Here is an 18667-nt window from a genome sequence, read left to right on the forward strand (position 1 = left end):
TCCTATAAGAATCTACTATAACCTGAAAGGGAGATGACTCTCATGCAACAAACCTTCAAAGTCACCAACGAAGACGGCATCCATGCCCGTCCTGCCACCGCACTCGTCAATACCGCCAACAAGTTCAAATCCGATGTATTCGCCGAAGCCAAGGGCAAGCGCGTCACCATGAAGAGCATCCTGGGCGTACTGTCCTTTGGACTCGAGACCGACGACACTATCACCTTCATCGCGGAAGGAGAAGATGCGCCGCAAGTGCTTGCCGCCTTCGAGGAAATCTTCACCAAAGAAGGGCTGGGCGTTGTCCATGGTTAATATTCCCGGCATCGGGGCGGCGGCGGGCATCGCCATCGCCCGTGCCTTCATCATGCAGCAAGCGGCGCTGACCGTGGAGAAGAAGAACGGATTGGAAGCCGAGGGCGAGCTCGCCCGGCTGGCACAGGCGTTGGACCGAGCCCGCGGCGAAGTGAACACCCTGAAGGAGAAGACGTTGGAGCGGCTTGGGGCGGAGAAGGCGGAGATCTTCGAAGCCCACCTCCTGGTGCTGAATGACCCGGAGCTCATCGGACCGGTGGAGGAGAAGATCCGCACCGAGCAGGTCAATGCGGAGTATGCGCTGCAGGAGGTGGCCTCCGAATTCATCACCATGTTCGAGAACATGAAGAGCCCATACCTGCGGGAGCGAGCCGCGGATATGCGCGACGTGACCCGTCGGGTGCTGGCACATCTGCTGGGAGTCCGGATCACGGACCTGGCCGCTATTGACGAAGAGGTGATCCTGGTCGCAGAGGATCTCACGCCTTCCGATACGGCCCAGCTGAACCGCACTTATGTGAAGGGCTTCACCACCAACATCGGGGGACGCACCTCCCACTCCGCCATTATGGCCCCTTCGTTGGAGATTCCGGCCGTCGTGGGCACCAAGTCCGTCATGGAGCAGGTTCAGGACGGAGACCTGCTGATTCTGGACGGCATCGGCGGCGTCGTCATCCGGGATCCGGACGAAGAGACCCTGGAGCTGTACCGCCGGAAGGGGCAGGAATATGAAGCCCAACGGGCCGAGTGGGCCAAGCTGAAACACGAGCCGACCGCCACCGCAGACGGCCATCATGTGGAGCTGGCAGCCAATATCGGCACACCGGCCGACGTCGCCGGCGTCCTGGACAACGGGGGCGAGGCAGTGGGTCTCTACCGCACCGAATTCCTCTACATGGGCCGGGACAAGATGCCGTCCGAGAAGGAGCAGTTCCAAGCCTACAAGGCGGTTCTGGAGAAGATGGAGGGCAAGCCCGTCGTCGTCCGCACGCTGGATATCGGCGGCGACAAGGAGCTGCCGTATCTGGAGCTGCCTAAGGAGATGAATCCGTTTCTGGGCTACCGGGCCGTGCGTCTGTGCCTGGACCGACAGGACATCTTCCGCACCCAGCTCCGGGCACTGCTTCGGGCCAGCGTCTACGGCGAGCTGCGGATCATGTTCCCTATGATCGCCACTCTGGATGAGTTCCGGCAGTCCAAAGCCTTGCTGCTGGAGGAACGGGCCAAGCTGCAGGCGGAAGGCATCGAGGTCGCGGAGAGCATCCAACTGGGCATCATGGTGGAGATTCCGTCTACCGCGGTCTTGGCGGACCAATTCGCCAAGGAAGTGGACTTCTTCAGCATCGGCACTAACGATCTCATCCAATATACGATGGCGGCGGACCGGATGAACGAGCGGGTCTCGTACCTGTACCAGCCGTATAACCCTTCGATCCTGCGCCTGGTTAAGATGGTTATCGACGCGGCGCACAAGGAAGGCCGCTGGGTCGGCATGTGCGGCGAGATGGCCGGCGACCGCAATGCCATTCCGATCCTCGTCGGCTTGGGGCTGGATGAGTTCAGCATGAGCGCCTCCTCCATCCTGCCGGCCCGCTCGCTGATCGCGAAGCTCCGCTTGGAGGATGCCCGCAAGCTGGCCTCCGAGGCGCTGGAATGCGGGACCGCCCAAGAGGTCCTAGAGCTGGTCAGCGCCGCCGTCGGCTCGCTGCAGTAACGGCCTGATGCGCATCATGCGAGGGCCCTCGGGCACTTGTGCGCTTCGAGGGCTCGGTCGCTAGCTGCAACCCTCGCGCCGGCTTGCGTGCCAACGCACGAATCGGGTGCCCGATCGCTAGCTGCGACCCTCGGCCGAGCTTGCGTGCCAACGCGCGCTAACGGTTGTGTGCATCGTTATTTTGCCGATTGCGGCCTGTTGGGATTGCTAACGGTTCTGACAGCTCTTATTTGCTTATCCGGAGGCTCCTGCCGTCCATAATCCAGCAAATAAGCGCTGTAGCATCCGTTAGAATCCCCAGCCGCCTCCAATCGGGCAAATAACCACTCTGGCATCCGTTAGCCTCTCGGGCCAGCACGCCTTCGCACTTCAGGTGCTCGATCGCTAGCAGCAGCCCTCGGCCTCCTGCTCGCCTGCCGCTATACTGCGCAGCCCTAGTATCCGCACGATAGCCGCACGCTACATCACGGCTCCCTTATTAACACGCCGTCTGCTCTATGAGAGCGGCAACCAACAAAAAAGAAGGCTGGAATCGGATAGGTATCCGAAGTCCAGCCTTCTTTGTCTTGTCTGTTGGGTTCCCTCTACTTATGCCTACCGGTCCATGCCGAACATCGATTCCTTCTCCTGATGGAGCCGGACGCTCATGACGAGGCCCATGGACAGCATGTTGATGAGCAGCGACGTTCCGCCGTAGCTGACGAAGGGCAGCGTGATGCCTGTCAGCGGCATCAGGCCGATGAACATCCCGATATTCTGAAAGATCTGGAACACGTACATGGACACGATCCCGACGATCATATAGGAGCCGGCCAGATCGTGGGATTGGATCGAGATCAGAATCATTCGATAGATCAGGATGAAATAGAGCAGCAGCAGGGCCGATGATCCGATGAAGCCGAATTCCTCGGCCACCACCACGAAGATGCCGTCCGTATAAGCTACGGGCACGAAGTTGTTGTGGACCGAGTTGCCCTTCAGGTAGCCGTCGCCACGGAGCATGCCGGAGCCGATGGCGATCTTGGAGCGGATATACTGATAGCTCTTGTTGGGGTCCACCGCTTCCGGATTGATGAACGTATCGATCCTTCCGACCATGTGGCCGAAGCCGTGGCTCTTGGCATAGACCTGAATATCGTCATGATAGGTCTTGAAGACATAGAAGAAGCCTGCGATGAAGACGACCACGATGGTGGTTCCGATCAGCACGTGCGTATACTTGATGTTGCCGATCCAGTACAAACCGAGCAGGATGACGAGGAAAATCATGGCATTCCCCATATCCGGCTGGATGAGCACGAGCGTAAAGGGCAGCAGCACGATGAGGCCGATGGGCACCACGTCCCGCAGCAGCTCCAGACGCTCTCCCTGCCGTCGGCCCATGTAAGCTGCAACGGCGATAATCAGGATCACCTTCATCAGCTCCGCCGGCTGGAAATCGCCCATAGGGGTTTCGAACCAACCCTTGGCTCCCTCCCGCTCGATGCCCCAGAAGAACAGGGCAACCAGGAGCAGAATGCCGAAGACGTAGCTGAACAGCGATGTTTTGATAATCAAGCGGAAATCCATGAACGTCACGCCGAAGAAGGCGACGAAGCCCACAGCGGCATTGACGTAGATCTTCTTATAAAAGTCATGGCCATACTTCGGATTGTCCACCGTCGCGCTGAAGACCAGCATGCAGCTGATGATCGTCATCAGTACGAGAATCAGCACGATGGACCAATCGATTTTCTTCCATTTCTCCAACATGTCCCGTCAACCCATTCCGAAAAGCTTCTTCATCTTGATCCAGAACCCGGTGCGGTCGTCCAGCTGCATGAGAGGCACCGTGTCCCCCAGAATGCGCCGGGCAATGTTCCGGTAAGCGATGGCGGCCTTGGAGGTCGGATTCATCACCGTAGGCTCTCCGGTGTTGGCTGCTTTGATCACATATTCATCATCGGGAACGATCCCCAGCAGGTCGATGGAGAGCACCTGGCACACCTCGTCGATGTCCAGCATCTCGCCCTTCTTCATCATATTGGGGCGGATCCGGTTGATCACGAGCTTCGGATTGCGCACGCCGTCATTCTCCAGGAGGCCGATGATCCGATCCGCATCGCGGACGGCCGCATTCTCCGGAGTGGTGACGACGATGGCTTTATCCGCGCCGGCCACCGCATTTTTGTACCCCTGCTCAATCCCCGCCGGACAATCGATGATGACGAAGTCGAAGTCCTTCTTCAACTCCAGCACGATGTTCCGCACCGCTTCCGGGGACACGGAGTGCTTGTCCTTGGTCTGGGCCGCAGGCAGCAGGTACAGCTCCTCGAAGCGCTTGTCCTTGATCAGGGCTTGCGGCAGCCTGCAGCGGCCGTCCGCCACATCGACCAGATCATAGATGATCCGGTTCTCCAATCCCATCACGACGTCTAGATTCCGGAGGCCGATGTCCGTATCGACCATGCAGACCTTCTTGCCCTGCAGCGCCAGCGCCGTTCCGATATTGGCGGATGTGGTTGTCTTGCCGACACCGCCCTTCCCTGAGGTGATGACGATTGCCTCTCCCATATGCTCACTCCTCTATCGGGTAACCACCCGTCAAGCATCCGGACGAATCCGGTGAAGATGTTGGATCTTGTCGATTTCCATAACTCCGTTGTTGATGTAGGCGAATTCCATATACGTATCGCCGACGCCCCATTCATCCGGGGGCCGGCTGATCACCTGCGAGATGCGCAGCTGGGTCGGTCTCATATGGGAAGCGGCGATGATGGAGGTCTCGTTGCCCGAAAAGCCGGCATGGGCCATTCCACGCAGGGAGCCCATGACATAGATGTCTCCCGTGGCCGTAATGATTCCGCCCGGGTTCACATCTCCCATCAGCATGACGTTGCCTTCCACATGGAGCACCTGGCCCGACCGGACGATGCTCTTGATGACTTGGATCCGCCCTTCCTCCAGCGCCTTCAGCTTGTCCGGCTCCGAATCGATGGACTGAACCAGAAGATTGCCCCGGGCGGCGATGATGCTCCGCAGCTCTTCCTTTTCCTCATCCGTCGCATAACGGTTGCCCAATTTGACGAAGACGTGGATCAGGGGTCCGGTCAAAATATTTTGATGGGTTTTCTCCAGCTTATGCTTAAGGTCTTCCACCAGCTCCCCGAAGGTGCAGGTATCGTCGAACAGGAACACCAAGCCGTCCTTGACCCCTTTGATGGTAACCCGATGTTTGACAGCCGCCATTGGTTCCCCCTCCCCGAACTATACCATTTCTGTCTGCCGGTCCGATATTCCTGCCCGCGCCCCAAATTAATCCTCTTTGACCGTCTGGGAAGCCATCAGCTCCAGCCATTTCCGAAGAGGAACGTATACCAGGAGGGCGAACAGCAGATTGATCAGCACGCTGGGGAGCATGATATGGAAGAACATCCATTGGGGCGTATCCCTGGTAATCTGGAATAACCGGTACAATCCGTAAATGATAGCCTCGAACATAAAATTGCCGAGCGTGATGACGAACATGCTGTACAGCATGCCGGACCGGGTCCGGAGGGAGATCAGCCCCGACAGGTAGCCGACTACGCCCATGGCGAAGGAATAGGTGCCGATCATGGTCGGCCCGTAGTACACGACATCATGGAGCATGCCGAAGCCCAAGCCGTAGGCCAAGGCCTGATGCCGGTTGACGAACAAGCCGAAGAACAGGACGACGATCAGTGTAAAATGAGTGGACACCGCCACATTGCCCTGCCAGACGGAGGGAATGATCCACTTCAGCACGGTGCCCTCCAGAACGAACAGGATCAAGAGCAGGAAGGTAAGCATCCAATGTCGCATCTATTCCACCTCAGGAACCTTGACGACCAGCACTTCCCGCAGATGGCGGAAGTCCGTCGCCTTCGGCTGGACCGTAGCGACGTAGGTGATGCCGAAGTCGCCGATTTTTTTGTCCGTGACCTTGCCGATCTCCAGGCCCTTGGGGAATACCTGTCCCAGAGCGGAGGTCACGACCGTGTCGCCGATGTCCAGCTCGGACTCGCTGTTCTGGCTGATGCGCGTCATCACCAGCCCTTGCTTCTCGTTGCTGTAGTATTCGATGGTGCCGAACACCTTGTCTTCCTTGCCTTTGACGGTGGCGGCGATACCCTTCTCCAGCTGGCGTTCCGCCGAGCCTCCCGCCCCTCCGTTCATATCCACCAGCAGTTGGACGCTGGAGGTGAAGTTGGACACCTTGGACACCCGGCCGATCAAGCCCTCGATGGACATGACTGCCATATTCTCCTTGATGCCGTCCATGGAGCCCAGATTGATGTTCACCGTGTTGCTGTAAGGATCCGGACTGACCGAGATGACCTCGGCCACCAGGTACTTATAGTTGTCGGCCCCTTTCTGCCGTTCCGTGAAGCCCAAGACCTCCTTCAGCTGCTTGTTCTGGGCTTCCAGCAGGTTCAGGCGCATCGTATCCTTCGCGTATTGGGACAGGGTCATCCGCAGAATCTTGTTCTCCTCGTAGGTCTGACGCAGATGGTGCACATCCTCAAAGAAACCCGCTACATAACGAGCGGGCTTGTAGAACCAACCTTGCGTCCAAGACACCGTATCCTTCACAAACCGCTCGGGCCAGGTCAGCCCGGTCCGTCTGCCGAGCGTCAATCCCATCAGGGCGATGAACACCATCAGGGCCAGCATGAGCATCAGCAGCTTCTTATTCCCGAATAGTCGAAACAAAACCTTCGCTCCCCCTCGTTTCCCCCTTCTCCCAAAGGGGATTTGCCGGGTTCCCGCAGGCGAGCCCGGTCAAAGGCTCTGCCTGCGGACGAATGAACCGGCAGCCCGCAATACGCCGCCTAGCGTCTGGAGCGCTGGGCCGGCCCCGAACGGGTTTTGAACAGATGGATATTCTCCAAGGCGCGGCCCGTACCGATAGCGACACAGTCCAGCGGGTTCTCCGCCACCAGAACCGGCATGCCGGTCTCGCGGGACAGAAGCTTGTCAAGATTGCGGAGCAGTCCGCCTCCGCCCGTCAGCACGATGCCCCGGTCCATAATGTCGGCCGCCAGCTCCGGCGGGCACTTCTCCAGCGTGACCTTCACCGCGTCCACAATGCTGTTCACCGTGTCCGCCAAGGCATCCGTCACCTCGGTGGAGGAGACCGCGATCGTCTTGGGCAGCCCGCTGACCAAGTCGCGTCCGCGGATCTCCATGAGCTCGGGCTTGTCGCCGTTCAGGGCGGAGCCGATCTCCATCTTCATCTGTTCGGCCGTCCGCTCGCCGATGGCCAGATTGTACATGCGCTTGATGTACTGGGTGATGGCTTCATCCATCTCATCGCCGGCGATCCGGATGGACCGGCACGTCACGATGCCGCCCAGAGAGATGACGGCTACCTCCGTAGTGCCGCCTCCGATATCCACCACCATGCTGCCGGTAGGCTCCCAAACGGGGAGATCGGCACCGATGGCCGCCGCGAACGGCTCCTCGATGGTATACGCCTCACGGGCCCCCGCCTGCTTGGTGGCGTCCTCCACCGCGCGCTTCTCCACGGCCGTAATGCCCGACGGCACGCACACCATCACGTTCGGATGGCGCGGGAACAGCATGCGCTGCTTCTGCGCCTGGCGGATGAAATATTTAATCATGGTAGCCGTCGTTTCGAAATCCGCAATAACTCCGTCCTTCATGGGGCGTACGGCGCGGATGTTGCCCGGCGTACGGCCGATCATCTTCTTGGCGGAGTCGCCGACGGCTACAATGGCCTTGTTGCTCGTATCGGTTCGCTGTGCGACAACGGATGGTTCCCGGACGACGATCCCCTTGCCCTTGACATACACAAGGGTATTCGCCGTACCCAAATCAATACCCAAATCTTTTGTAAAACCGCCAAACATGGTATGCTCTCCCTTCTCAACCATCCTGAAGTTTCGTCTTGTTCTTTGTCTGGAACACCCGGAATTTGACGCAACTCTTATTATATTACATGAGGCCTTTTTCCTTCAAACTTACAAATTTCCGGTCGCCGATGATCAGATGGTCCAGCACCTCGATGCCGATGATCTCGCCGGCCTCCGCCAGCCTGGCGGTCAGCTCCACATCCTCGGGGCTCGGCGTCGGATCCCCGCTCGGATGGTTGTGCGCGCAGATGATGGAGGCGCTGCTCCGTTGGATGGCGGAACGGAAAACCTCACGGGGATGCACCACGGTTGCGCTTAAGCTGCCAACGGAAATGGTCTCCCTTCCGATCACATGGTTCTTCGTATTCAGGAACAGGCAGACGAAGTGCTCCTTGTTCAAGTAGCGAAGCTCCTCCATCAGGAGGTCCGCCGCGTCGTGCGGCGAACGGATGACGGGACGTTCCTCGGCTGAGCTCCGGGCCAGCCTGCGGCCCAGCTCGATGCCGGCCTGGATCTGCAGCGCCTTCGCGGGACCAACGCCCTTGATGGCGGTCAACTGCTCCAGGCGCATATCGGTCAAGCTCCGCAGGCTGCCGGATTCCCGTAGAATCCGCTCCGCCAGCCGGACCGCCGATTCGGCCACCGTCCCGGTCCGCAGCAGGATGGCCAAGAGCTCGGCGCTGCTTAAGGCGCCGGCGCCTTGACGGGCCATCCGCTCCCGCGGCCGCTCCTCCTCCGGGATATCGCGCAGCATATAAGAAGGCGATTCCATGTGATTCCCCCTGATTCCCTCTACCAAGTATATGGGGACCTCCCACCGGGAAGTCCACCTCGCTACAGAACTTCGATACCCATGTCCGACAGCATGGCGGCAAGCAGGGATAAGGGAAGTCCGACCACATTGAAATAATCGCCTTCGATCTCGTCCACGATGGTGGCGCCCAGTCCCTGAATGGCGTAGGAGCCGGCCTTGTCCATAGGCTCCCCGGTCTCCACATACCGGGTGATCTGTTCCGGCCGGAGCGGCTTCATATGCACTCGGGTCATCCGGTGGCGGACCAGCAGCTGGCCGTTCGCCGGGTCCAGGCAGGCCACCCCGCTGTATACCTGATGCTCCCGTCCCTGGAGACGGCGAAGCATCCCTTCGGCGTCTTCCTTGTCCGCGGGCTTGCCCAATACTTCCCCGTCGAGCACGACGATGGTGTCGGAGCCGATCACGATGCGGCGGCCGGGGTCTTGCCCTTCTTCCGCCAGCCGGTCCGCCACTGCGCGGGCCTTCCGGACGGAGAGCTCCTCCACGATGGCGGCCGGCGCCATCCCTTCCTCGACGGATTCATCCGCATCGCTGGCTCGAATGACGGCGGGCAGCATGAGGGAGCGTATCAGCTCCTGCCTGCGGGGCGAGGACGAGGCCAATACCAGAGTTACCCCAGATGGTGCAGTCATGCTCTCGTATCTTCCTTCCATTATTAAAGTTTGCGGTAAATCCAGATGGCGCAAACCAACCCTATCAGACTGATGAGATTTAGTTTAACCTGAAAATACAAATCATACTTCAAAATTTGTAAATCTGCCTTCGGATGCCATTCAATGGCAGTGGATTTGGTCAGAAAGGAGACCTCCTCGACGGATGAGAGCAGCTGTGAGACGATGCTCCCTGCCAGTAGGCCCAAGAGGATGAAGACAATCAGCGTGAACGTATTTTTCTTCATAGGTAGAGATCGACCACTCCATCGTTAGAATCCGTCAGTCCGGTCATGATCTTTCTATTCTATATAAAAAATGGCAGCAAGTCTATGGAACGGAGCTAGAAATGGTCCTCTTTTCCTGCTTACTCCCGGGTCCTAACCTTGTACAATAGAATAGGGAGGGTTACCGGATGCGATCGACAGCGAAAAACATACTTAGCGGACTGCTTGCAGCCATCTTGCTGGCTGCGGAGCCCGCAGGCGCCTATGCCGCGACTAAGGTGGTCTTGGATCCCGGACATGGGGGATCGGACCCCGGCGCCATCGGAGTCAACGGCCTTCAAGAGAAGGATGTGAATCTGGACATAGCTTTGAAGCTTCGGGAGGAGCTGGTCAAGCGGGGGTATGAGGTCATCATGACCCGCGAGACGGATGCCGGGCTGACCTTGGCTCAGCGCGTGGAATTTACGGACCGGATCATGCCGAGCCTGTTCGTATCCGTTCATGCCAATTCGTACAAGGACTCCAGAACCCGCGGCAGCATGGTGCTCTACTACGACAAGGATTATCCCCAGTCGGATTATCCCGCCAGCGATGCCATGACCGCGCTGACGCCGGAGAGCAAGAAGCTGGCGCAGGCGTTGCAGGACAACATGGTGAACCGAGCGGGCACCGTGGACAAGGGGCTCGTCCCCTCCGCCGTCTATGTGGCCCGGATGGGCTCGGTACCCAGCGCATTGGTGGAGACTGCCTTTCTCTCCAACCCGTCGGATGCGGCCCTGCTTGCGGATGACGGCTTCCGGAGCAGCGTGGCCTTAGGGCTGGCGGAAGGGATCAGCGAATATCTCCCCGCCGAGCGGACCGAGCCCGGAGCCTATCCGGACGTGCCCCTCCGCCACTGGGCCAATCCCGCCATTCAAGAGCTGAAGGACAAGGGCATCGTCAAGGGCGAGAACGGGCGGTTCTATCCGGACCGGCCGCTGAAGCGTGCCGAGTTCGTCGTCATGCTGGACCGGATGTTCAGGCTGGATCTGAGCGGCGGGGCGGCTTGCAACGGCTCGGCGTCCGGCGGAAGCTCCGTTACCGGCAGCACGTATGGCGGCGGCACGTCCGTATGTACGCCGGCTTCAGCCGTCCGGCCGTCCGATCTGCCTTCGTCCTATTGGGCTTCCTCCATCATGACGGGAGCGTTGAACCGCAAGGTGCTGGAGGGCTATCCGGACGGCACCGTCCGGCCCGAGGGGACTCTGACCCGGGGAGAAGCCGCTGCCGTCATCGACCGGATCATCTATCCGGGCAGCAGCCAAAAAGCGGGCACGCCCGTGTTCCGGGACGTCCCCTCCGGCTTGTGGTCGGCGGCTGCGATCAACCGGCTGAAGTCGAAGGGGATCATCAGCGGCGACACCGCTGATACCTTCGCTCCGGAGCGGCCCATCACCCGCGCCGAGATGAGCATGCTGCTGAGCCGCATGCTGCACTAAGCGAATGATGCGACAAAGGACCGTTGGCCCTCTAGGGGGCGCAACGGTCCTTTGTCGTTTATTGTATCCGCGTAAGCAGCTCCTTCTCCGCAATGACGAACTGCATGGTGTAAGTCTGAGCCTGCCAGAGCATGGCGGCGGAGGGGTTCTTCTTATACTCGTCGAGGGAGGTCTTGGCCGAGTTCATGGCATTGTTCATCCGCTGGACCAACGCTTTGTTCGCATCGCCCGCCTCCTGCGCCACGGTGTTGGACAACGGGGACCAGGCCGTGTGGGCCGTGCTCAAGGACTGCAGGGTGGAAGCCTCGATGGGACCCGGCTGGGCGCTGTCCAGGTTCAGAACCGTCAGCAGGCTGATGGTCTGCAGCAGCTTGTCGGACTGCTCCAGATAGGACTTCAGCGTGGCTGCGCTGCCGTTCCAGTGCACCTTGCTGACGGCTGGGACCGTATAAGCCTTCACGTAGATATCCGTCAGCTTGCCGGAATCCTTCAACCGCTGGGAGAGAGCCGTAGCGCTTTCTTTGTCCGTGGCCATGCCGGCGAAGACGTAGAATTTATCCGCCTGCTCGGTGGCGGCGGCCAGCCCCTTCTTCACCAGGTCATTCTTCACCTGGTCCGCTCCCTGCTGCGCCCCGAAGGTCCCGTGCTGCAGGACGGAGTATGTCCGGCCCGCGTAGGCCATGGCCACCTCCTTGCCTGAAGCGGCGGAGACGGCGGTGCCTCCGCTGGCGGCGTTCTTGGTGGCGTCCGCCGTCCCCTGCACGCTGCCCGACACCGGCACCACGGTCTGGCTGTCGGCTGCCGCCGGAGTGGGATCCGACACCTTGTCGGACGAATCCGCGCCGCTGAAGAGCGACAGGGCGAAGAAGCCCAGCAGCACGCCGGTAACGGCCGCTCCCGCAACGGCTGCGGAGATCTTCAGCCACGGCGGACGAGTGTGGCGCACGTACCTTGGTCCCGTCACGATGGGGCCGTCGTAGCGCTCGTCCCGGTACTCGCCGTAGCCCTGCTCCGGCATCGGGTAGTAGCCGGTGGAGCCGCTATAGCGGGGCTCCGGCTCGCGGCCCCGGCCTCGGGGCTCATGATCCGGCAGACGCTCCCCGTATTCCGGGGCCAAGCGGCCGGAATGCTCCCCGTAGGACGCCGGGGGCTCACCAGCCGGCCGGCGGCCCTCCCGCTCGTTGGACTCCCGGATCAGGCTCTCGATCCGTTGGGTCTCGGCGTCGAAGGGGCTGCTCCATGCCCCATAATCCGTCGTATATTGATTCAAGCTCTGATAGTCCCGAATAGGGCTGCCGCTTTCACGGTCGGACCGGTGCGGCGGCTCGGGGGAAGCCTGATGCAGCTCCTGGCGCTCGTTCCCCTGCTCCTCCATCACCCGGTATTCCTCCTGATAGAGCGGAATGACCCTGCCGTTCTCTTCGCGGCCGCTTCGACCCTGCCCTTCTCCACGCTCCCGCTCCCACTCTCTCTCCCGTTCCCGGTCGGGGTCGAACCGATAGGTGATCCTGGCTTTATTCATGCCCAATCGCTCCTTGTCCACTCATCTATACTCCATCCTATGAGAAGGCGGACACGATTATGATAGAAATTTGGACAACATGGAATTTCACCCGGACCAGCCTACGCCGCCAAAAAAGCCTCCCGCAGGCGCGCCGGTGCAAGCTCCGGACGCTTCCTGACGGAAGGCTGTCTACTGCGGGTCTATTCTATTCTTCGCCGTAACGGCTCCGCAGCTCCTTGGCCAAACGGTCCGCCACTTTCCAGATGTCGCCGGCGCCCATGGTGATGACCAGATCGCCGCTCTTCACCGTCGCTTGCAGATAGTCGAACACCTCATCCTTCGTCGGCATATGCCGGACATTCGGATTGCTGTTCGCCCGGATCAGCTCGGACAAGCGGGCGGAGCTGATGCCTTCGATCTGCTTCTCCCCGGCCGGACTGTAGATGTCCGTCAGGATGACCTCGTCCGCCTCCGGGAAGGCCCGGCTGAACTGGTCCAACAGGAAGAACGTCCGGGTATACCGCTGAGGCTGGAAGACGGCCACGATCCGTTTGCCTGTCGCCTTCGCCGCGCTGACGGTCGCTTCGATCTCCGTCGGGTGGTGGGCATAGTCATCGATGACGAGGATGTCGTTGACCTCACCCAGAACCTGGAACCGCCGCTTGGCGCCCCGGAACTCGGTGATGGCCTCCGCCACCTGATCGAAGGTGAGCCCTGATTCCAGACAGACGATCAGCGTGGCCAACGCATTGTACACATTATGCTTGCCCGGTACGGACAGCTTGATGGTGCCCAATGTCTGGCCGCGTCGCTCGACGGTGAACTGCACCTTCCGGTCGCCCAGCTCCAGCTCCACCGCCTTATACTCCGCCGTATCGCCCAAGCCATACGTAACGGCCTCGCACTTCAGCTCCGGCAGCATGCCTGCCAGGTGCTCGTCATCCGCACACAGGATCGCTTTGCCCTCCGGCTTCACCTGGCTCAGGAACTGGACATAGGCTTGCTTCAGCTTGCCGAAGTCCCCGTCGTAATGCTCCAGGTGATCCGCCTCGATATTGGTGACGACCCCCAGATACGGGTAATACTGCAGGAAGGTGCCGTCGCTTTCGTCAGCCTCGGCCACGACGTAGTCGCTCTTGCCCGCCTTGGCGTTGCTGCCCAGGTTGATGATCTCCCCGCCGATGATGTAGGTGGGGTCCACCCCGCTCTTCTCCATCACGAGCGAGATCATGGACGAGGTAGTCGTTTTGCCGTGGGCGCCGGCCACTGCAATGCCCTTCTTGGTATTCAAGAGACGCGCCAGCATCTGGGAGCGGTGGATAATCGGAATGTTGAGCTCCTCCGCCCGCTTCATCTCCACATTGTCCTTGGAGAGGGCCGTCGAATAGACGACCAGATCGGCTCCCTTCACATGCTCCGCTTCATGCCCGATGAAGACGTTGGCGCCCTTGGCCGCCAGCTTCTCCGTCAGCTCCTGCGCCGCCAGATCCGACCCCGATACACGGAATCCCATCTCCAGCATGACCTTGGCTATGGCGCTCATTCCATAACCGCCGATACCTATAAAATGAACGTGTTCCGAAGTGTTCACGCCAGCTCACCAACCTTTTTCTGAATCGGTTTTGTAGATCATCCATGTCCGTACGTCGGATATCAGATACAGCGTTCCGGAGACCACGGCCAAATCCTCCGGCCCCGTCTTGTCGATCAGCAAGCTGAGCGCCTTCTTCCAGTCCCGCTCCACGACGATCTCCGGGGAGACCCCCGCTTCGGGCAGCAGGGAACGGACCAGCTCCGCCAGGGAGCCGGCATCCTGCTTCTTCGGAACATCGGGCTCCGTCAGGATAAGCGTATCCACTAATGGCAGTATATGCCTGAGATAGCCTGTATGATTCTTGGTCGAGAGCATCCCCATCATAAAGTGGAGCTTGTTCCGCCGGAATGTATCGCCCCGGAGGGCCTGTGCCAGCGTCTCCGCTCCCTCCGGATTATGGGCGCCGTCCAGCAGCACCCGGGGCGCTTCGCTGACCAGCTCCAGCCGCCCCGGCCATTTGGCCGATACGAAGCCGGCCTGGACGTCCTCGTCCTCCAGCACCAGCGCATTATACTGCCGGAGCACCTCCAGCGCCATCAGGGCCACGGAGGCATTCTTCAATTGATGGTACCCGTTCAGGCCCACCGCCATGTCCTCGTAGCTCCGGAACGGCCCCTCCCATCGGAACGCCTGACGGCCCACCGACTCGGATACCGGCTCGAACCGGAACTGCCGTCCCATGGCGTACAAGGAGGCGTTCTTCGCCTTGGCGGCCTGCTCGATGACCGCCAGCACCTCAGGCTGCTCCACCGCCGTGATCACAGGGACGCCGGCCTTGATGATGCCGGCCTTCTCCGCCGCTACCTGCCCCAGCGTGTCCCCCAGGATCTCCATATGGTCGTGGCCCACATTGGTGATGATGGACAAGACCGGTGTCACGACATTGGTGGAATCGAGTCGTCCGCCGAGGCCGGTCTCCCAGACCACATAATCCGGATACGACACCGTGGCAAAATACAGGAGCGCCAATACCGTCGACACCTCGAACATGGTGGGCGAGCCCAGCTCGGTTGCGGCGATCTCCTCCACCAGCGGCTTCAGCCGGCGGGACAGCCGGAGGAGGTCCTCCTCCGGAATGTCGCGGCCGTTGTATTGGATGCGGTTCGTATACTTCTCAATGTAAGGCGAGGTGAACGTACCCGTATCATAGCCGTTCTGCACCAGCACCCGGGTCAAATACGCGCAGGTGGAGCCCTTGCCGTTGGTGCCCGCCACGTGGATGAACTTCAGCCGGCGCTCCGGATGACCGAGGCGCTCCATCATCAGCTCCATCCGCTTCAGGCCCGGACGGATCCCAAAAGCCACCAGCCCGGTGATCCATTCCACGGCGGCGGCGTAGTCCGCAAGCCCGTGATCCGCCGTCTGCACTTGGTCCTCGCTCATGGAACTCATCCCTCTTTCAGCTCCTGCAGGCGGCCCAGCACGACCTCCCGCTTGGACGCATAGTCGGCCAGCTTCGCCTTCTCTTCGTCGATGACCCGCGCCGGGGCCTTCGCGACGAAGCCCTCATTGCCCAGCTTCTTCTCGATCCGCTCCACTTCGCCGTTCAGGGACTGGACTTCCTTCTCTAGACGGGCGATTTCCTGGGCGATATCGATCAGGCCCGCCAGCGGCAAATACAGCTCGGCGCCGGTAACCACGCCGGTCATCGCTTTGTTCGGGGCGGCAAGCGCCGGGTTGATCTCCAGCAGCGAGGTGCCGCAGAACCGCTTCAAGTACTCCTCGTTGCGGGAGAGTACGGCGTTTGCCGCTTCGTCCGCCGGCTTCACGAGCAGCTCGACCTTCTTGCTCATCGGCACGTTCACTTCGGCGCGGATATTGCGCACGGTCCGGATGATGTCCATCAGGAGGCTCATCTCGCCTACGGCGTCCGGCGCTTCCAGCTTGGCGTCATAGACCGGCCATTCGGCCAGCGTGATGGTCTCCCCTTCATGCGGCAGATGCTGCCAGATCTCTTCGCTGATGAAAGGCATGAACGGGTGGATGAGCCGTTGCGTCCGGTCCAGCACATAGCCGAGAACGGCCTGGGTGCTGTTTTTTTGCTCCGTGTCGGTGCCGTACAAGGAGAGCTTGGCGAACTCGATGTACCAGTCGCACAGATCGTCCCAGATGAAATTGTACAAGAGTCGGCCGGTCTCCCCGAACTCGTACGAGTCCATAAGGCGGGTCACGTCGCGGACGGTCTCGTTCAGGCGGTGCAGAATCCAGCGGTCCGCCGTTCCGAGCTTGCGGTCCAGATGCACGTCGGAGGCCGTAACGCCCTCCAGGTTCATGAGTGCAAAGCGGGAAGCGTTCCAGATCTTGTTGGCGAAGTTGCGGGCCTGCTCCACCTTCTCGAAGCGGAAGCGCAGATCCTGTCCGGGCGTGCTGCCCGTGGAGATCATGAAGCGCATGGCGTCGGCGCCGTACTGCTCGATAACGTCCAGCGGATCGACGCCGTTGCCCAGAGACTTGGACATCTTGCGGCCTTCCGCATCGCGGACCAGACCGTGGATCAGCACGTCCTTGAACGGAATCTGTCCCGTAAACTCCAGGGCGGTGAAGATCATCCGAGCCACCCAGAAGTAGATGATATCGTAGCCGGTTACCAGTACGTTCGTCGGGTAGTAGCGCTCCAGATCGGCGGTCTTCTCCGGCCAGCCCAGCGTGGAGAACGGCCAGAGGGCGGAGCTGAACCAGGTGTCCAGCACGTCCTCATCCTGGCGGATGCTGCCGCTTCCGCACTTGGCGCAGGCCGAAACGGCGTCACGGGATACGTGCAGCTCGCCGCAGGCTTCGCAGTAGTAGGCGGGAATCCGGTGTCCCCACCACAGCTGGCGGGAGATGCACCAGTCGCGGACATTCTCGATCCAGTTGAGATAGATCTTCTCGAACCGGTCCGGTACGAAGGTTACGCCCGTCCCGGACTTCTGCGAATCAATGGCCTTCTCGGCCAACGGCTTCATGGCGACGAACCATTGGGTGGACAGGTACGGCTCGACGACGGCGCCGCTGCGCTCGCTGTGGCCGACCTGGTGCACGTGCTCCTCAATCTTGAGCAGCACGCCCGACTCCTTCATGTCCGCCACGATGGCCTTGCGGCACTCGAACCGGTCCATGCCCTGGTACTTGCCGGCATTCTCGTTCATGACGCCGGACTCGTTCATCACGAGGATCTGCGGCAGGTCATGGCGGGTGCCGACCTCGAAGTCGTTCGGGTCATGGGCCGGGGTGATCTTCACGGCGCCGCTGCCGAACTCCTTATCGACATACTCATCGGCGATGACCGGAATCTCCCGCCCGATGATCGGCAGCACCAGCATCTTGCCGATCATATTCTTGTAGCGTTCATCCTTCGGATGTACCGCAACGGCCGTATCGCCCAGCATGGTCTCCGGACGGGTGGTGGCGACGGTGATGCTGCCGCTTCCGTCCTTCAACGGATACCGCAGGTGATAGAGCGCGCCCTGCACTTCCTTATATTCAACCTCGATATCGGACAGCGCCGTCCGGGCCGCCGGGTCCCAGTTGATGATCCGCTTGCCCCGGTAGATCAGGCCCTTCTCGTACAGCTTGACGAACACCTCTCGAACCGCTTTGGACAGCCCTTCGTCCAAGGTAAACCGTTCCCGGGAATAGTCCAGGGACAAGCCCATCTTGGCCCATTGGTCGCGGATGATGCCGTTGTAGTGCTCCTTCCACTCCCACACCTTGCCAAGGAATTTCTCGCGCCCCAGATCATACCGGGTGACGCCCTCCTCGCGCAGCTTCTGCTCCACCTTGGTCTGCGTGGCGATGCCCGCATGGTCGGAGCCCGGCAGCCACAATGCGTCGAAGCCCTGCATCCGCTTCATCCGGATCAGGATGTCCTGCAGCGTGAAGTCCAGGGCGTGGCCGATGTGCAGCATCCCCGTTACGTTCGGCGGCGGAATGACGATGGTATAAGTGTCCTTGTCCGTGCGTTTGCCGGCCTGGAAATAGCCTTGCTCCTTCCAATACGCATACCACTTGGCTTCGGTATCCTTCGGATCGTAAGTCGTCGGCATGCCGTTCGCCGGTTTTGTGTCGAGCTGGTCCGTCATCGTATTTCCCTCCAATTGTCGTTTCTCTCTTCTTGACCAACAAAAAAAGCCCTTCATCCCAAAGGACGAAAGGCTCTGCTTCCGTGGTACCACCTTCATTCCGGGCCCTGCCGCATATCGGCGGCAAAGACGTCGGCGCTCCAAGCGGATAACGGCCGCCTGCCGGCTGATTGTACGCGGAGCGGCCCTGTTCCTCATGAACCGGTACGGCTCCCTCTCCAATCCGCAGCTCCGGGGCGACTTCGACCGGCGTGCAATCCCTGCGGAACCTTCCAGCCACTGCGGCTCCGCTCTCTGGCAAGGGCACTTCGGCTACTACTCCCCATCCAAGCTTCTGGCAAAAATTTATATACTATATGATATACGAGCACCGCAGGTGAGTCAATCTTTTTGCGGGACAAGCCTCTTCCTGACAGGATGGCCGGGAAGAAGGC

At 60.3% G+C, this 18667-nt stretch carries 16 protein-coding genes; 3 read left to right on the top strand and 13 right to left on the bottom strand.

All coding sequences use genetic code 11. The annotated features are described in order from the left end of the window. The first annotated feature begins 42 nt into the window (after positions 1-42). On the top strand, positions 43-315 hold the full coding sequence (locus ACSEXW_RS01545) for an HPr family phosphocarrier protein (protein ID WP_438444320.1): 273 nt from the start codon (positions 43-45) through the stop codon (positions 313-315). After that, positions 308-2029, top strand: coding sequence for a phosphoenolpyruvate--protein phosphotransferase (gene ptsP / locus ACSEXW_RS01550; RefSeq protein ID WP_438444418.1), 1722 nt, complete (start codon positions 308-310; stop codon positions 2027-2029). Before ACSEXW_RS01545 ends, ptsP begins: the two co-directional genes overlap by 8 nt. 594 nt (positions 2030-2623) lie before the next feature. Here the strand turns inward: ptsP and ACSEXW_RS01555 are convergent. From ACSEXW_RS01555 to ACSEXW_RS01595, 9 genes are all read right to left on the bottom strand, one after another. Beyond that, entirely contained in the window at positions 2624-3781 is a 1158-nt protein-coding gene (locus ACSEXW_RS01555; RefSeq protein WP_438444321.1) for an FtsW/RodA/SpoVE family cell cycle protein, read from the bottom strand. A gap of 6 nt (positions 3782-3787) precedes the next feature. Further along, entirely contained in the window at positions 3788-4582 is a 795-nt protein-coding gene (gene minD, locus ACSEXW_RS01560; protein ID WP_438444322.1) for a septum site-determining protein MinD, read from the bottom strand. Positions 4583-4612: 30 nt separating this feature from the next. Continuing rightward, the gene (minC, locus tag ACSEXW_RS01565; protein ID WP_438444323.1) at positions 4613-5257 is read right to left on the bottom strand and encodes a septum site-determining protein MinC; all 645 of its coding nucleotides are present in this window, start codon (positions 5255-5257) and stop codon (positions 4613-4615) included. Between the two features lie 66 nt (positions 5258-5323). Next, positions 5324-5851 carry a rod shape-determining protein MreD gene (gene mreD, locus ACSEXW_RS01570; protein ID WP_438444324.1) on the bottom strand — a complete coding sequence of 176 codons (528 nt, stop codon included), beginning with the start codon at positions 5849-5851 and terminating at the stop codon, positions 5324-5326. Beyond that, positions 5852-6742, bottom strand: a complete 891-nt coding sequence (mreC, locus tag ACSEXW_RS01575) for a rod shape-determining protein MreC (RefSeq protein ID WP_438444325.1) — start codon at positions 6740-6742, stop codon at positions 5852-5854. 119 nt (positions 6743-6861) lie between these two features. Continuing rightward, positions 6862-7902 (bottom strand): rod shape-determining protein, encoded by a 1041-nt coding sequence (locus ACSEXW_RS01580; RefSeq protein WP_438444326.1) that lies wholly within the window; start codon positions 7900-7902, stop codon positions 6862-6864. 85 nt (positions 7903-7987) lie between these two features. Next, complete coding sequence (radC, locus tag ACSEXW_RS01585) at positions 7988-8677, bottom strand: RadC family protein (RefSeq protein WP_438444327.1); 690 nt, start codon at positions 8675-8677, stop codon at positions 7988-7990. 62 nt (positions 8678-8739) lie between these two features. After that, complete coding sequence (locus ACSEXW_RS01590; RefSeq protein WP_438444328.1) at positions 8740-9351, bottom strand: Maf family protein; 612 nt, start codon at positions 9349-9351, stop codon at positions 8740-8742. A 23-nt stretch (positions 9352-9374) separates the two neighbouring features. Then, on the bottom strand, positions 9375-9617 hold the full coding sequence (locus ACSEXW_RS01595; RefSeq protein WP_438444329.1) for a DUF4321 domain-containing protein: 243 nt from the start codon (positions 9615-9617) through the stop codon (positions 9375-9377). A gap of 167 nt (positions 9618-9784) precedes the next feature. Between ACSEXW_RS01595 and ACSEXW_RS01600 the strand changes: the two genes are divergently transcribed. Continuing rightward, complete coding sequence (locus tag ACSEXW_RS01600; RefSeq protein ID WP_438444330.1) at positions 9785-11074, top strand: N-acetylmuramoyl-L-alanine amidase; 1290 nt, start codon at positions 9785-9787, stop codon at positions 11072-11074. 58 nt (positions 11075-11132) lie between these two features. Here the strand turns inward: ACSEXW_RS01600 and ACSEXW_RS01605 are convergent, their stop codons facing one another. The 4 genes from ACSEXW_RS01605 to ACSEXW_RS01620 all read right to left on the bottom strand — a co-directional run bounded on the left by ACSEXW_RS01605 (position 11133) and on the right by ACSEXW_RS01620 (position 18233). Then, complete coding sequence (locus ACSEXW_RS01605; protein ID WP_438444331.1) at positions 11133-12596, bottom strand: SPOR domain-containing protein; 1464 nt, start codon at positions 12594-12596, stop codon at positions 11133-11135. A 187-nt stretch (positions 12597-12783) separates the two neighbouring features. Beyond that, positions 12784-14169 (bottom strand): UDP-N-acetylmuramate--L-alanine ligase, encoded by a 1386-nt coding sequence (murC, locus tag ACSEXW_RS01610; protein WP_438444332.1) that lies wholly within the window; start codon positions 14167-14169, stop codon positions 12784-12786. Between the two features lie 6 nt (positions 14170-14175). Continuing rightward, the gene (locus ACSEXW_RS01615; RefSeq protein WP_438444333.1) at positions 14176-15564 is read right to left on the bottom strand and encodes a bifunctional folylpolyglutamate synthase/dihydrofolate synthase; all 1389 of its coding nucleotides are present in this window, start codon (positions 15562-15564) and stop codon (positions 14176-14178) included. Further along, positions 15561-18233 carry a valine--tRNA ligase gene (locus ACSEXW_RS01620; RefSeq protein ID WP_438444334.1) on the bottom strand — a complete coding sequence of 891 codons (2673 nt, stop codon included), beginning with the start codon at positions 18231-18233 and terminating at the stop codon, positions 15561-15563. The genes ACSEXW_RS01615 and ACSEXW_RS01620 overlap by 4 nt, the downstream gene beginning before the upstream one ends. Positions 18234-18667 lie beyond the last annotated feature (434 nt).

Source organism: Oryzibacillus soli (assembly GCF_051594765.1).
Taxonomy (GTDB): domain Bacteria; phylum Bacillota; class Bacilli; order Paenibacillales; family NBRC-103111; genus Paenibacillus_AR.